At 66.0% G+C, this 14,445-nt stretch carries 14 protein-coding genes; 3 read left to right on the plus strand and 11 right to left on the minus strand.

What is annotated here, in order from left to right:
• Nucleotides 1–11: 11 nt before the first annotated feature.
• Genes Q0263_RS00115 through Q0263_RS00125 form a run of 3 tightly spaced genes read right to left on the minus strand, consistent with a single transcriptional unit; the run spans nucleotide 12 to nucleotide 1,739 of the window.
• Complete coding sequence (locus tag Q0263_RS00115) at nucleotides 12–149, minus strand: hypothetical protein (protein WP_298012076.1); 138 nt, start codon at nucleotides 147–149, stop codon at nucleotides 12–14.
• Nucleotides 150–168: 19 nt separating this feature from the next.
• Nucleotides 169–1,608 carry a hypothetical protein gene (locus Q0263_RS00120; protein ID WP_298012078.1) on the minus strand — a complete coding sequence of 480 codons (1,440 nt, stop codon included), beginning with the start codon at nucleotides 1,606–1,608 and terminating at the stop codon, nucleotides 169–171.
• Between the two features lie 2 nt (nucleotides 1,609–1,610).
• The gene (locus tag Q0263_RS00125; protein ID WP_298012081.1) at nucleotides 1,611–1,739 is read right to left on the minus strand and encodes a hypothetical protein; all 129 of its coding nucleotides are present in this window, start codon (nucleotides 1,737–1,739) and stop codon (nucleotides 1,611–1,613) included.
• Nucleotides 1,740–1,977: 238 nt separating this feature from the next.
• Here Q0263_RS00125 and Q0263_RS00130 point away from each other — a divergent pair, with 238 nt between their 5' ends.
• Together Q0263_RS00130 and Q0263_RS00135 are read left to right on the plus strand one after the other, a co-directional pair.
• Nucleotides 1,978–2,775 carry a GntR family transcriptional regulator gene (locus tag Q0263_RS00130; RefSeq protein ID WP_298012083.1) on the plus strand — a complete coding sequence of 266 codons (798 nt, stop codon included), beginning with the start codon at nucleotides 1,978–1,980 and terminating at the stop codon, nucleotides 2,773–2,775.
• On the plus strand, nucleotides 2,776–3,519 hold the full coding sequence (locus Q0263_RS00135) for an aspartate/glutamate racemase family protein (RefSeq protein ID WP_298012084.1): 744 nt from the start codon (nucleotides 2,776–2,778) through the stop codon (nucleotides 3,517–3,519).
• Between the two features lie 105 nt (nucleotides 3,520–3,624).
• On the opposite strand, the gene Q0263_RS00140 is transcribed toward Q0263_RS00135, so the two are convergent.
• Complete coding sequence (locus Q0263_RS00140; protein ID WP_298012087.1) at nucleotides 3,625–4,137, minus strand: ureidoglycolate lyase; 513 nt, start codon at nucleotides 4,135–4,137, stop codon at nucleotides 3,625–3,627.
• A 15-nt stretch (nucleotides 4,138–4,152) separates the two neighbouring features.
• On the minus strand, nucleotides 4,153–4,680 hold the full coding sequence (gene uraD, locus Q0263_RS00145; RefSeq protein ID WP_298012089.1) for a 2-oxo-4-hydroxy-4-carboxy-5-ureidoimidazoline decarboxylase: 528 nt from the start codon (nucleotides 4,678–4,680) through the stop codon (nucleotides 4,153–4,155).
• Nucleotides 4,681–4,779: 99 nt separating this feature from the next.
• Between uraD and Q0263_RS00150 the strand changes: the two genes are divergently transcribed.
• Nucleotides 4,780–5,715 carry a LysR family transcriptional regulator gene (locus Q0263_RS00150; RefSeq protein WP_298012091.1) on the plus strand — a complete coding sequence of 312 codons (936 nt, stop codon included), beginning with the start codon at nucleotides 4,780–4,782 and terminating at the stop codon, nucleotides 5,713–5,715.
• 94 nt (nucleotides 5,716–5,809) lie between these two features.
• Here Q0263_RS00150 and Q0263_RS00155 read toward each other — a convergent pair whose 3' ends face one another.
• The 6 genes from Q0263_RS00155 to Q0263_RS00180 form a co-directional block, all read right to left on the minus strand.
• On the minus strand, nucleotides 5,810–7,198 hold the full coding sequence (locus Q0263_RS00155; RefSeq protein ID WP_298012094.1) for an NCS2 family permease: 1,389 nt from the start codon (nucleotides 7,196–7,198) through the stop codon (nucleotides 5,810–5,812).
• A gap of 165 nt (nucleotides 7,199–7,363) precedes the next feature.
• On the minus strand, nucleotides 7,364–9,151 hold the full coding sequence (locus Q0263_RS00160) for a peptidase M14 (protein WP_298012096.1): 1,788 nt from the start codon (nucleotides 9,149–9,151) through the stop codon (nucleotides 7,364–7,366).
• 8 nt (nucleotides 9,152–9,159) lie between these two features.
• A complete protein-coding gene (locus tag Q0263_RS00165; RefSeq protein ID WP_298012099.1) occupies nucleotides 9,160–10,026 on the minus strand; it encodes an ABC transporter permease in 867 nt (288 codons plus the stop codon).
• Entirely contained in the window at nucleotides 10,026–10,949 is a 924-nt protein-coding gene (locus tag Q0263_RS00170; protein ID WP_298012101.1) for an ABC transporter permease, read from the minus strand. Before Q0263_RS00170 ends, Q0263_RS00165 begins: the two co-directional genes overlap by 1 nt.
• A gap of 6 nt (nucleotides 10,950–10,955) precedes the next feature.
• On the minus strand, nucleotides 10,956–12,482 hold the full coding sequence (locus Q0263_RS00175; protein WP_298012104.1) for an ABC transporter substrate-binding protein: 1,527 nt from the start codon (nucleotides 12,480–12,482) through the stop codon (nucleotides 10,956–10,958).
• A 13-nt stretch (nucleotides 12,483–12,495) separates the two neighbouring features.
• Complete coding sequence (locus tag Q0263_RS00180) at nucleotides 12,496–14,373, minus strand: ABC transporter ATP-binding protein (RefSeq protein ID WP_298012107.1); 1,878 nt, start codon at nucleotides 14,371–14,373, stop codon at nucleotides 12,496–12,498.
• Nucleotides 14,374–14,445 lie beyond the last annotated feature (72 nt).

Genomic DNA, 14,445 nt, shown 5'->3' on the forward strand with positions numbered 1-14,445 from the left:
GACTTGCCAAATTACCAAAGTTTCTCGGCACGCATTTCTTTCACCAGGATGCCCAGCAGAAATACCAGGGTGAAGCCGACGCCGATGATTGATCCGACGACGACGAATGAGAAAATGGATTCGCTGAAATTCAGGACGATTTCGTTCATGATGAGCTCCGGTCAGGCATCAGGCGGACGGCGCATCATGGGAGAGATGCTGCCATTGAAAGTGGCGGTTGGGCTGCAGCCGGGTCAGGACGAAGACGACCAGTCCCGAGGACACGGCCGAGAAGATGGCCGCTGCGTAGGGCGATATCCAGAAGTAGGCGGCCAATCCGGTGACGAGGCCCGCCAGCATCGCCCAGAAAGCGGATGACAGGTTGGTTTCCTGCGTGTAGATCCCGAACACGATGGGCCAGATCATGGAGGCCACGGCGGGGCCGGTCAGCAGCAGGACCAGGTACATGGAGTCGTAGGGATTCCAGGCGGCCGCCGCGGTGATGACGGCCAGCGCCACGATGGCATAGCGCACGTATCGCTGCAGGGTGATGTCGTCCACATTCGGATTGATCACGCCGCGATAGATGTCGTTCACGATCAGGCCTGCGGCCCCCGTCAGCAGCGAGCTGACGGTCGATGCCAGGGCGGCGTAAATGATGACCAGCACGAGCACGGCCCCGCTGACGCCCATGATCTTGGACACCACGATGGGGAAGATCATGTTCACCTGGGGAATCTCGTACTGCTGGCTGATGGCGATGAAGGCCAGCGAGCCTGCCACGACGGGCACGGCGAACCAGATCAGGCCGGCGAGTGTGAAAGAGCGGGCGGCGGTTTCTTCGCTGGACGCATAGACCCGTTGCCACCAGATGTTGCTGTGGAAGATCTCGCCGCATCCAAACAGGAAGTTGCTGCCCAGGAACATCAGGCCGGCGGCCGTCAGGACGTTCAGGGTGGTGGGGCGGATTTCCGCGGCGCCCATGTAGATGTCGGTCAGGTCGAAGTGCCAGTAGGACCAGGCGGCGACGCAAAACAGGGTGCCCAGGATCATCAGGCTGAGCATGAAGTCCGTGGCGAGGATGGCTTTCAGCCCGCCTTTAAGCGTGTAGAAGGTGCAGACCGCCATGATGGTCAGCATGCCGATCTTGTAGTTGAGGCCGGACAGGGCTTGCAGCAGGATGCCGCCGGCCATGGCCTGCGTGACCAGGAATCCCAGGAAATAGTAGACCGCGAGGATCAGATAGAGCTTCCAGGCCAGGCTGCCGTAGCGGCGCCGGATGAATTCCCCGCTGGAATAGCCCTGGGGCATGAGCCGTTTGATGCGTCGGGCAAGCGGGGCGAAGAGCGCGAGCGACAGCCCCATGGTGCTGATGGCCAGGGATCCGATGAGGCCCACGTTGTAGGCCAGTTCGGGCGCCGCCATGGTCGTGTTGCCGGTGATCCAGGCGGCGACCAGGGTGGCCGTGCCGAGCGCCAGGCCGACGTTGCGGCCCGCGAACAGGAAGTCATTGGCGCTTTTGACGTGGCGCTTGCTGACGTAGTAGCCAAAGCCCAGGATCAGCACGGACATGAGGCCGATCACCAGCAGTGCGGCTTGCGGCGAGATGAAGGTCAGGGATGCTTCCATGATCAGTTCCCGGATTTGGCCTGCTCTTCACGTTTGAAGCGCATGCTGTTGATGAAGATGTAGGCCACCAGCAGGATCGAGGTGATGGTTCCCATTGCAAAAATCAGTACGGCAAGGCTGTATTCGGTCATGGCAGTCTCTCCTTCCCCATGTATGTATCCGATTGTTCGTCAAATCAAGGCGCTTCTTGGACACCATTGTTGTATACAATGATTGTGCATAAGGATATGATGCCGAAAAACATGTAGGAATTATCGTTAACCCTATTAGGGTTTTGGTCATATCCTATGTCCACTAGGGTTGAGGTTAAGATATAGCAAGAAATTCAATCCATTTTGGATGCAAATAATTCATTAAATTGGACACACCATGAGTCAATTTTTTGATGAGCCTGACGAGGACCTATACGCCGAGGGCGGCCGCAGGACCAAGGACGAGGCGGTTTTCCGGCATTTGTATGCCGCCATCGTCGGTCAACACCTGGAGCCCGGCATCAAGCTGCCTGAAGACACTCTGGCGGAGGCCTATGGCGTCAGCCGCACCAGCATTCGCAAGGCCTTGCAGAAACTGGCGCACAAGGGGCTTGTGGACGTCAGGGTCAATCATGGGGCGAGCGTGGCGCAGCCGACGCTGAAGGACGCCAGGGATCTGTTCGCTTCTCGCCGGATACTGGAATGCGGCGTCATCGAGCTGGTGGCCGGCCGGGCCACGCCCGAGCAGCTGCTGCAGCTCGAAGAACTGGTGGATCAGGAAACCGAGGCGACCGGGCAGGGCGACTGGCGCCAGGCGATCTACCTGTCCGGCCAATTCCACCTGGCCCTGGCGAGGCTGGCCGACAACGAGATCATCAGCGGCTACCTGGCCGATCTGGTGGCGCGCACATCCCTGGTCATTGCCACCTTCGGGTCGCCGCAATTCCATTGCGGGTGCCCTCCCAGCCGCCATATCCACATCGAGGTCCTGTCCTTGCTGCGCCGGGGCGAGGCGTCGGCGGCGCGCGAGTGGATGGATGCCCACCTCAAGGCGGTCGAACATAGCGTGGTGCAGGAAAAGCACTCGGACACTTCCTTCGACCTCAAGGCCATATTGAGCCAGGTCGATCCAGATGGCTACAGGTCCCTGACTCAAAAGGAACCTTTGGCGGCAGACAAGAAACGGAGAAAATGAATGCAGATTCGCTTGATCAACCCGAATACCACGGCGGGCATGACTCAAAAGATCGGCCAGGTGGCGGCGGAACTGGCGTCGCCCGGAACGGAAATCAGTGTCAGCAATCCCGACAGCGGGCCTGTCTCCATCGAGTCGCACTTCGATGATGTGTTCGGCGCCGTGGGGGTGCTGGAAGAGATCCGGAACGCCGAACTGGCAGGCGGCGCCGATGCCTACATCATCGCCTGCTTTGGCGACCCCGGGTTGCTGGCTGCGCGCGAGATGACCCGGGCGCCCGTCTTGGGGATCGCCGAAGCCGCGTTTCACGTGGCCAGCCTGATCAGCACGCGGTTCTCGGTCGTCACGACGCTGGGGCGCACCTGCGTCATCGCGGAGCACCTGTTGGCGCAATATGGCTTGGGCGCGCGCTGCAAGCGCATCCGCGCAGCGGAAATTCCCGTGCTGGACCTGGAGGAATCCCCGGGGCGCGCCCTGGAAATGATCATTGACGAGAGCATCAAAGCCAAGCGGGAGGACGGGATCGGTGCGATCGTGCTGGGGTGCGGAGGGATGGCGGACTTGACCGCCCAGATCAGCGAGGCCGTCGGCTTGCCCGTGGTCGAAGGCGTTTCGGCCGCGGTCAAGCTGGCCGAGGCGCTGGTCGGGCTGGGAGCCCAGACGAGCAAGCACGGCGATCTCGACTTTCCGATCAAGAAGCCGTTCCTGGGCAGGTTCGATTACCTGTCCCAGGGGGTCGCCTGACCGGGCGAGCGATGCGCCTCGCCGTCGTCGACGGCTGGGCGCGCGGGCCCGAAAAGCATCAGGGCCGCCCTCGGGCGGCCCTGCGCATGATGCGCGCGGTGCGCGTCAGCCCAGTTCGGGGATGATGCTGGGGGCTTCCATCTGCACGACGTCGCAGTTGTCGCCCGGGCCGGCGCGGTCGACGATCAGGAAGTCGGACACGGCGTCCAGGCCCAGCAGGGGGTGGTGCCAGACGCCGCGGGCGTAGTTCACGCCCTGTTCGCCGGTGCACAGGAAGACGCGCAGATCGTCCACCGTGGGGGTGGATTCGGCCCTGGCCACCACGACCAGGTAGGGGCGCCCGGACAGCGGGATGAAGGCCTGGCTGGCCTTGGGGTGGCGTTCCATCATGGTGACGGTGAACGGCAGGGAGCGCGGCAGGCCCCGGAAGATCGACACGATGGCGCGGCCATCGGGGCCCGGATCGACATGGGCCAGGTCGTGATAGCGTTCGGTGTTGCCTTCGTTGATGGTGAAGTGCTTGACGGTATCGTCGGCCTGGATCACGTCGCCGAACGGCGCGAAGGCTTCGCGGGTCAGCGGCTCGATGGTCAGGCGGATCGGGGTGATGGTGGTCATGGGGGCTCCGTGGGATCAGGCGAACTGCGCATCCAGGCGGAAGCGGGCGATCTGTTCGATCTGGTCCAGGCAAGTGGCGAATTCGGCTTCCTGGTCATTGTGCAGCCGTTCTTCGATGGCGTCCATGATCTGGTAGCGGTTGCGGCCCTTGACGGCGATGACGAAGGGAAAGCCGAAGCGCTCGCGGTAGCGGGCGTTCAGGGCGCGCAGGCGCTGCAGTTCCTCGGCGCTGCATTGGTCCAGGCCGGCGCCGCGCTGTTCCCCGGTGGACTCGTGGGTCAGCGTGCCTTCGGCGGCTTCCTTGCCGGCCAGTTCCGGGTGGGCCGCGATCAGGGCCAGCTGTTCGGCCGGATCGGCCTGCCGCACGACGCGCACCATGGCCTGGTGCAGGGCTGCCACGTCGGCGAACGGCCGGGCATTCCAGGCGCGTTCCGGGATCCAGGGGGAATGTTCGAAGATCGCTCCGAGTTTCCGGGAAAATTCGGACTGCGGCAGCGCGGAAAGCTCTTTCAGGGTCATGGTGAATATCGTCAGATGCGTCATGATGGAAAGTCTAAGGGGTATCCCGGATCAAAAGAAGGGTGCGGGAACGTATAAGTGGTATAAGCTGGGGCGCATTCCCCGAACAAGGAACCCATCTCGATGGCTACACGACGCAGCAATGCCATGCTGGACACCTATCTGCTGAAGGTCTTTTGCATCTTGATGGCCGAACGCAGCGTGTCGCGCACCGCCCTGAAACTGAATCAGTCGCAGCCCGCGATCAGCGTGGCGCTGAAGAACCTGCGGCTCATCTTCCAGGATCCGCTGCTGGTGCGTGAAAAAGGCGGCATGGTGCCTACGGATCGGGCGCTGGCGATTCTGGATCACGCCAAGTCGGCCCTGGAATCCATCGACACGATGCTGGAAACCGGGGAAGATTTCGACCCGTCCAGCAGCCGGCAGGTGTTTCGCATCGGTTCGCCCGATTACATGGCCCCGGCGTTCGCCGCGTCGGCCGTGGCCCGGTTCCGCCGCGAAGCGCCCCATGCGCGGCTGGTGCTGCATGCCCTGGGTCCGGATTTCGATTTCGAGCGGTCCCTGGCCGAAGGCGACCTGGACGTGGTGATCGGCAACTGGCCCGAGCCGCCCGACCGCATGCACCTGTCCGTGCTGCTGGAAGACCAGATCGTGTGCCTGATGTCGGCCGATCATCCGCTGGCCTCTCGACGGCTGACCCTGGATGATTTCCGCCGGGTCCAGCACATCGTGCCCACGCCGTACTCCATGACGCAGCGCGGGATGATCGACACGGTGCTGACGTCCCTGCGCGTCCAGCGCGAGGAATGCGTCGAAGTCCAGTCCTTCATGCTGGCGCCGTATCTGCTGCCTGGCACGGACCTGGTCTTCACCACGACCCGGCACTTCGCCCGCTACTACGCGGGCCTGCTGCCGCTGGTCATCGTGGAATCGCCCATCGATTTCCCGCCGATGCGCTTTTATCAGCTGTGGCATGCGCGCAATCATCATGCGCCCTCCCATCAGTGGTTGAGGCATTTGCTGGGGGATTGCGGCCGGGCCTTGCCGACCCAGCCTTGACCGACAGCCGGCGGGCCGCGGCGCCCGGGGGCGCGCGACCCGCCTGGGTGCCCGTGAAGCCGGAACCGGTCCGGCTTCACGGGCCGTTGTTTTCCTAGATGGCCCAGCCGCCCAGGTAGAACACGGCCAGCGCCACGGCGATGGCCAGGGTGCCGACGTTCAGCTTGCGCCATTCGCCCGCGAACACGCGGCCGATGACCAGGGTGCAGAAGCCTAGCATGATGCCGGTGACGATGTTGCAGGTCAGCACGATGAACACGGCGCAGACCATGCCGGCCATCGTGTCCACGGTGTCGTCCAGGTGCAGCTTGCGCACCCCGCCCAGCATCAGCAGGCCCACGTACATCAGGGCGGGTGCGGTGGCGTAGGCGGGCACCAGGGCGGCCAGCGGCGACAGGAAGATCAGCGCCAGAAAGCCCAGGCCGACGATGGTCGCCGTCAGGCCGGTCTTGCCGCCGGCGGCCGTCCCCGCCGCCGATTCGATGTAGGCGGCGGCGGGCGCGCCGCCCAGCCCGGCGGACACGATCGAACTGACGGAGTCGGCCGTCAGGGCGCGGCCGCCGTTGATGATCTGGCCTTGTTCGTCCAACTGCCCGGCCTGGCCGGCGACGGCCCGGATGGTGCCGGTGGCGTCGAACACCGCCGTCATGACCAGCGCCAGCACGCTGGGGATGACCACGGCGCTCAGCGCCCCGCCCACGTCCATGGCGCCGATCAGCGAATGCTCGCCGCCGAAGGACGGCAGGGCGAACAGGCCCTTGAAGGTGACGGCGGGATCCCAGATCAGGCCGACGACCGACAGGGCCAGGATGACCAGCAGGATGCCGCCGGGCACGCGGCGACGTTCCAGGCCGAAAATGGCGGCCAGCCCCACGACGGACAGCAGCGCGGGCATGGCGTTCAGCGCGCCCAGCGACACGGGCAGGCCGGGGCCGGGGTTCTTCACGACCAGGCCGACTTCATTGGCGGCGATGAGCAGCAGGAACAGGCCGATGCCGATCCCCGTGCCGTGCGCGATGCCCACCGGCAGATTGCGCAGGATCCAGGTGCGCACCCCGGTCACGGAAATGGCGGTGAAGATCAGGCCCATCAGGAAGATGGCCCCCAGGGCGACGGCGGGCGACAGCCCCTGGCCCAGCACCAGGTCGAATGCCGTGAAGGCCGTCAGGGAGATCGCGCAGCCCACGGCGATGGGCAGGTTGGCCCACAGCCCCATCAGCAGCGAGCCGAAGGCGCTGGTCAGACAGACCGCGATGAACACGGACGAGGTGTCGAAGCCGGCCTTGCCCAGCATGGCCGGGACGACGAAGACCGAATAGACCATGGCCAGGAAGGTCGTCAGGCCGGCCAGGGTTTCCTGGCGCGCGCTGGTGCCGCGCGCTGTCAGCTGGAAGCGCTGTTCCAGCCAGTTGCCGGGGGTGGTGCGGTGCGGTGCGGCGGAGGTCTCGAACCCCGCAGGCAAAACGGTTTCCTGCTCGCTCATGAGCCTTGTCTCCTGATGATCGACCGGCTCGTGGGCCGGCTTTGTGGTGAAGGGCGCGCGGTTGCGGGAGCAACCGGCCTGATTCATTCTAGGGACAAGGTTTTGCGCTGTGAGCGCGCGGCGCTGATGACAATTATCAAGCTGCGCTGATGTGGCGGCGCCCGGTCAGGCGTGCTCCCACCACCAGCGGGCGGCCGATTGCACGGTCTGCATCTGGACGGTGTGCCCCAGGATGAAGTCGCCGCCGGCGATGGTTTCATCCGGGAATTCCGTGATCAGCGTGACGTTGCACGCCATGTGTTCGACGGCCGCCGCCAGATAGGGAATGCCGTGCAGCACCTGGAAGGGCGCGGCGTCGACGTGCCGGCGGTAAGTGTCCAGCTGGCGCTCGTTGTAGGCCAGGAGCGGGGCGTTGCCGGCCAGGTCGCGCGTGACCCGGTCCAGCAGCGCCAGCGCCTGGTCCCGGTATTCCCGGCGGTGGCGCAGGATCAGGAAGAAACCCTTGGGGATGCTCCAGAGCTCGAAGCCGCGCGGCAGGTAGCCGGTGCTGGGGCGCGTCCATTCGTGGGCCGGGTAGCCGTGGAGATTCAGGTGCAGCCGGGCCTGGCTGATGGCGAAGGCGTGGTCGCGCGCGCGGCGCTCGAACCAGGGGGCGTGCTCGCGATATTCGATGTCGTCGCCCAGGGCGGAGTAGCGGGCGGCGTGCAGCATGTGGCGCGGGTTGTGCTGGCGCAGCGCCTTGTGCAGCGCATAGCCGTCGGGGTTCTCCAGCGGGATCAGCGCGAAATGGGCGCCCGGCTCGCGGCGCAGGGCGTCGGCGGCCCGCAGCGCCCCCACCACGCCGGTCGTTTCGTTGGCGTGCTGGGCGCCGCTGATGAGGATCGCCGGTCTGGTCCCCGGATGGTAGACCCCGGCCACGGGGCGATGCTGGCGCGATGGAAAGGCGAAATGCGTGCCGTGGAACTGGTGCAACGCGTCCAGCGCGCGGCTTCTGGAAATCGGCTGCTCCAGGCCCGCCAGCGCGCCCAGCACGTCTTCGTCCGTTGCGCGGCGGGGGATGGTGAAAGCCTGCTCGTCCTGCAGGGCCGTGGCCGGTTCGAAAGACACCCGGACGCTGGCGGACTGTTCCTGCGCCAGCCGGATGTCCGGGATGATCTGGCCCGGCTGCAGGCCGCGGCTGCCGGCGGGGCGGCCGGAGTGGCGCTGGAAGAACTCGAGCAGGGAAAAATAGATGTCCTCGTGCAGGGCTTCCGTGGTGCTGATGGTTTCGTGGCCCACGGCCAGCGGCTGTTCGATGCCGGGCAGGGAGGCCTGGATCAGCAGGCGGTCGAAGTACGGTTCGCTGGCCCCCCAGTCGTGCCCGGTGACCGCCTGCAGGACGGCGTCGTAGCACTGCTGGTATTCGCATTCCAGCGGGACGTGGACGAGATGCGGCTGTTCGTGCCGGATGAGCCAGGCGCATGGAACGCAGACCGTCTGTCCCAGGGCGTCGGTCCGCAGGCGGTTCGGCGCGAAGATGCGCTGGGTGCGGACGGCGCCCCCCGCATACTGCAGTTCGACCTGGTACCAAAGGTCCGGGTGCTCGCCGCTGGGTTCGGCCGGGCGTGCTTCGAATTCCACGTCGACCCCGGGCAGCAGGGCCGCCAGCGGATAGGCTTCCAGTCGGAATCGGCCGGGATGGCAGGCCGGATGGACGGGATAGCGGACCAGGACCCGGCTCAGGTCCGCGCGGTCGGCTTCTTCCAGGAAATAATGGACCAGCGGCTTGTAGGCGCTGTGCGCGTGGGCCTGGATGCCGTGTTCCGCCAGGGCGGCCGTCAGGGCCTGCCGGGCGGGCAGGCCCTCGAACAGCCAGATGCGGACCGGCTGCGCCGGCTGCTCCCGGATCAGCCGCGCCAGCAGGGCGTCCGTGGATCGGTCGAATCGTTGATTCAGCAGCGTGTGCTCAGCCATGATTGCTCCTATGCCTTGCCGCGCGGATCCAGACGGTCGCGCGACCAGTCCGCCAGCAGGTTCAGACCCAGTACCGTCAGCATGATGGCCAGGCCGGGAAAGACGCTGACCCACCAGGCCGTCTGCAGGTAGGTCCGTCCGTCGGCCAGCATGCCGCCCCAGCTGGGAATGGTGGGGTCCACGCCCAGTCCCAGGAAGGTCAGGCTGCTTTCCAGCAGAATGTTGTTGCCCACGTTCAGGGCCATCAGGATGACGACCGGCCCCAGCAGATTGGGCAGGTAGTGGTGGCGGATCTGGGCCAGGTCGGACACCCCGAAGGCGCGGGCGGCCTGGATGAATTCCCGGTCGCGCAGCTCGATCACCTGGGCGCGGACCAGCCGCGCGTATTGCACCCACTGCGCCAGGATCATGAAGATGATCAGGTTGCGCACGCTGCCGCCGACGATGGCGATGAAGGTGATGGCGATGAGGATGAAGGGCAGGGCCAGCTGGACGTCCACGCAGCGCATCAGCAGGGTCTCCCAGATGCCGCGATAGTAGCCGGCGATCAGGCCGACCACGACGCCGATGATCACGGCGCCCAGCACGGACAGCACGCCCACCGTCAGGGAAATGCGGCCGCCGACGATGACGCGCGCCAGGATGTCGCGGCCCAGCGGATCGGTGCCCAGGATGTGGCTGGCGCTCACGAACGGGGCCGTCAGGCGGGCCGCCAGGTCCATGGTTTCGCCGCCGTCCGGAAACAGCCAGCCCGACAGCAGCACCGCCCCGGTGATGCCGCCCGCGAACAGCAGGCCCAGGACCAGTTCCAGCGCGCCGCGTCGGCGGGGTGTCTTGAGCGTGACGGAAGGAAGGGTGTCGGGCGGTGTGCTCATCATTTGATCCGGATGCGGGGGTCCACGAGCCCGTAGGCCATGTCGACCAGCAGGTTCGCCAGCACGATCAGCAGGGCCAGGATGGTCACGGCGGCCTGCAGGACGGGGTAGTCGCGCCCCGAGATGGCCTCGAAGGCCAGCGTGCCCAGGCCGGGCCAGTTGAAGACGCGCTCGACCACCACGATGCCGCCGATCAGTCCGCCGAACTGCAGGCCCAGGAAGGTGATGACCGGGATGGCGCAGTTGCGCAGCGCGTGCTTGTACAGGACGGTGCGCTCTTTCAGCCCCTTGCTGCGCACCACCATGATGTACTGGGCGTTCAGGGTTTCCAGCATGGACGTGCGCACCAGGCGGACCGTCGTCGCGGACAGGATGATTCCCATGGTCAGCGCCGGCAGCACGACGCTGGTGGCGTCCGTCATCCCCGACGGAGGGAAGACCGGATAGATGATGGCGAACAGCAGCACCAGCATCAGGGCCAGCCAGAAGTTGGGGAAGGACAGCCCGACGAGCGTCAGGATCCGGATCGTCTGGTCGGACCAGGAGCCCTGGTGCACGGCCGCGTGGATGCCCAGGGGAATGGAGATGATCAGCGAGAAGGCCAGCGAGCAGAAGGTCAGCCACAGCGTGGCGGGCAGCGCGGTGGCGATCAGGCCGCCGACGGATGCGCCGCCCAGGAAGCTTCTGCCGAAGTCGCCGTGGACCATGCCCCACAGGAAATGCCCGTACTGCACCAGGAAGGGCTGGTTCAGGCCCAGGCCTTCGCGGATGCGCTGCAGGTCGGCTTCCGTGATGCTGCCGGCTCCCTGGGCCAGCATCAGGGCCGGGTCGCCCGTCAGGCGGACGGCCCAGGACACCAGCAGCGTCACCACCAGGATGACGAACACCGCCTGGAAGAGGCGCTTGACCAGGAAACCCGTCATGGCGGCTTATTGCACGGAGGCGTCGATGAAGCGGAAGCGCCCGTCCGAGGGGATGGTCAGGTCCTTGACGCGGTCATTGACGCCGAAGACGGCCTTCAGGCTGTACAGGGGCATTTCCAGCGCCTGGTCCTGCACGTAGCGGGCGATGTCCTGCAGCGTCTTCAGCCGCTTCTCGCGGTCGTAGGTGCCGCGCTGGGCCTCCAGCATGGCGTCCAGCTTGGGGTCCTTGTCGTAGGGATTCCATTTCTGGCCCGAGTGGTACATGGCATAGGCGGTATTGTCGTAGTCGAAGGTCCAGCCGCCCCAGGTGTTCTGCCACATATTGCCGGTCTTGCCGTTGGGGATGATGTCGTTGAGCAGGACGTTGGTCTCATAGCCCTTCAGGGTGGGCTTCAGGCCCGCCGCCTGCAGGTAGCCGGCGACCGCCTGGGCGACTTCGCGGAAGTTCTGGTCGCTGCCGCGGTAGTCGATCTGCACCGGAGTGCCGGGCTTGACGCCCTGCTGCTTCAGGATCTCCCGGGCCTTGGCCAGGTCGAAGGGCACGACCTTCAGCGTCGGGTCGTAGCCGAACGACAGCTTGCCCTGGAAGCTGGCCGTCGGGACCGCGTAGCCCAGCAGGATCTGCTTGATGATGGCGTCGCGGTCCACGGCCATGATCAGCGCCTTGCGCACTTCCTTGTTGGCGGTGATGCCGTCCCGGGTGTTGTAGCGCAGCGCCACGGTGGTGGGACCGTCGATGTCCACGATCTTCAGGTTCTTGTTTTCCTTGATGACGGAGGTCATGCTCAGGGGGATGTTGGCGGCGATGTCCAGCCGGCCCGCCAGCAATTCAGAGGCCTGGGTGGACGGTTCCGTGATGTAGCGGTACACCACCTTGTCCAGCTTCGGCGCGCCGCCCCAGTAATCGGGATTGCGTTCCAGCGTCAGGCTGATCTTGGGTTCGTAGCTGACGAAACGGAAGGGGCCGGTGCCCACCGGGTGCGTGTTGAAATAGGCGTCGCCCTTTTCCTGGATGTAGCGCGGCGGCACGATCATGGCGCCGTAGCCCGCCAGCTTGGTCAGGAGCACCGGGTCGGGCTGGCTCAGGATGAAGTCCACCGTGAGGTCGTCCACGACCTTGACTTCCTTGATGGCGTTGTAGTTGGACTGCTGCGGTCCTTTCTTCCCTTCGTCGCCCAGCAGGCGGTCGAAGGTGAATTTGACGGCCTGCGCGTTGAAGGGTTCGCCGTCGTGGAATTTGACGTCCTTGCGCAGAGTGAAGCGGATGCGGGTGTCCTTGTCCAGCATTTCCCAGTGCGTCGCCAGGCCGGGCACCAGCTTCATGTCGGCGCCGCGCATGGTCAGGCCGTCGTAGAGCTGGCTGCCGACGTTGCCCCAGGCCACCAGGAAGGTGTCGATCGGATCGAAGCTGCCGGGGTCGCCGGGCGCGAACGGAGCGACGGTCAGCGTGCCGCCGGCGGCATGGGCGCCGGGCGCGCCCAGCGCGGAAAGCGCCAGGGCGGCGGCCAGGGCGAGCGGTTTGAGGGTGGTCATGGTGTGGACTCCTTCAATGAAGTTCGGGGACGGGGCATTCGGGGGCCGGGGACGCCTGCTGCGCCGCCCAGTGGCCCTGGCCGAGATCGGCCAGGGGATGGATCGCGGGCGGGTCGTCCACGCGGTGGATGACGCTGGGGATGTCCCCGGTGGCCAGCGGGGTGTCCATGCGCCGGGCCGGGTCCGCCACCGGGACGGCCGACAGCAGGCGGCGCGTGTAGGGATGCGCCGGGGTTTCGAACACCGCCTGGCGCGGGCCGAGTTCGACGATCTGGCCCAGGTACATCACCGCCACGCGGTGGCTGATCTGCTCGACCACGGCCATGTTGTGCGTGATGAACAGATAGGCCAGGCCGTGCTCTTCCTGCAGCCGCATGAACAGATCCAGGATCTGCGCCTGGGTGGAGGCGTCCAGGGCGGACACCGATTCGTCGGCGATGATCAGGCGGGGTCTGCAGGCCAGGGCGCGGGCGATGCAGACGCGCTGGCGCTGGCCGCCGGAAAATTCGTGCGGCAGGCGGCCGGCATGCCCGGCCTGCAGGCCGACGTGGACCAGCAGCTCCCGGACCCGCGTGTCGATTTCCTGTTTGTCGCGCAGCAGCCCGTGCGTGATGATCGGTTCGGCGATGCTGAAGCCGACGGTCTTGCGCGGATCCAGGGACGCGTAGGGGTCCTGGAAAATGTACTGGATTTCCTGCCGCAGGCGCTGCCGCCGGGCGCGGTCCATCCGGAAGATGTCCTGGCCCTGGTACAGGATGCTGCCCGCGGACGCCGGCACCAGCTGCTGGATCGACTTGCCGACGGTGGTCTTTCCGCTGCCGGATTCGCCCACCAGCGCCAGCGTCTCGCCGGGGTACAGATCGAAGCTGACGTGCTCGACGGCATGCACGTGGTGCGTCGCCCGGCCCAGGAAGTCGCGCGCCACGTCGAAGCGCGTGGACAGGTCGCGCACCTGCAGGAGGGGCGCGCCGTAGTCGGCCGTGTCCTGGGCGCGGGTGGCGCCCAGCGTTTCCAGGGTGCCGTCCTCGCGCAGCTGGACCAGGGGCGTCCGGTAGGGCAGCGGCTTGCCCTGCAGGGCCCCCAGCCGGGGGACGGCCGCCAGCAGCGCCTGCGTGTACGGATGCCGGGGACGGTTGAAGACGTCCGCTACGGGGCCTTCCTCGACCTTTTTCCCGTGGCGCATGACCACGACGTCGTCGGCGACCTGGGCCACGACGCCCATGTCGTGGGTGATGAAGATCACCGCCGTGCCGAACCGGGACTGCAGGTCGCGGATCAGGTTCAGGATCTGGGCCTGTATGGTGACGTCCAGCGCGGTCGTGGGTTCGTCGGCGATCAGCAGTTGGGGCTGGCAGGCCAGCGCCATGGCGATCATCACCCTCTGGCGCTGTCCGCCCGACAATTGGTGGGGATAGCGGTCCAGGACCTGCTCGGCATCGGGCATGCGCACGGCGTCCAGCATTTCCTTCGCCTTGCGCCGGGCGGGCGCCGCGCCCAGGCGCTGGTGCAGCATGATGGCTTCCATGATCTGGGCGCCGACGCTGAAGACGGGGTCCAGCGAGGTCATGGGTTCCTGGAAGATCATGGAGATTTCATTGCCCCGCAGGCGATGCAGGCGGGACGTCGAGGCGCGGACGATGTCCAGCGGCCCGTCCTTCGCCTGGAACAGGGCCTGGCCGGACAGGATCCGGCCCGGCGTGTAGTCCAGCAGCCGCATCAGGGCCATGGACGTCACGGATTTGCCGGAGCCCGATTCGCCCACGATGGCCAGCGTCCGGCCCGCGGCCACCTCGAAGCTGAGATCGCTCACGGCCTCGAAGGGCCCGTCGGGCGTCGGGAATGCGATGGTCAGGCGGCGAAGCGACAGTAAAGGAGCGACGGCTGGCGGCATGGTGGGGGCGGGCTGTCCGTGGTTCAGGCCCGGTGCGGAGACGACGGAGGCATTCCCGATCTTAAGTCCCCC

The organism is uncultured Castellaniella sp. (genome assembly GCF_937988725.1).
In the GTDB taxonomy this organism is placed as follows: Bacteria; Pseudomonadota; Gammaproteobacteria; order Burkholderiales; family Burkholderiaceae_B; genus Castellaniella.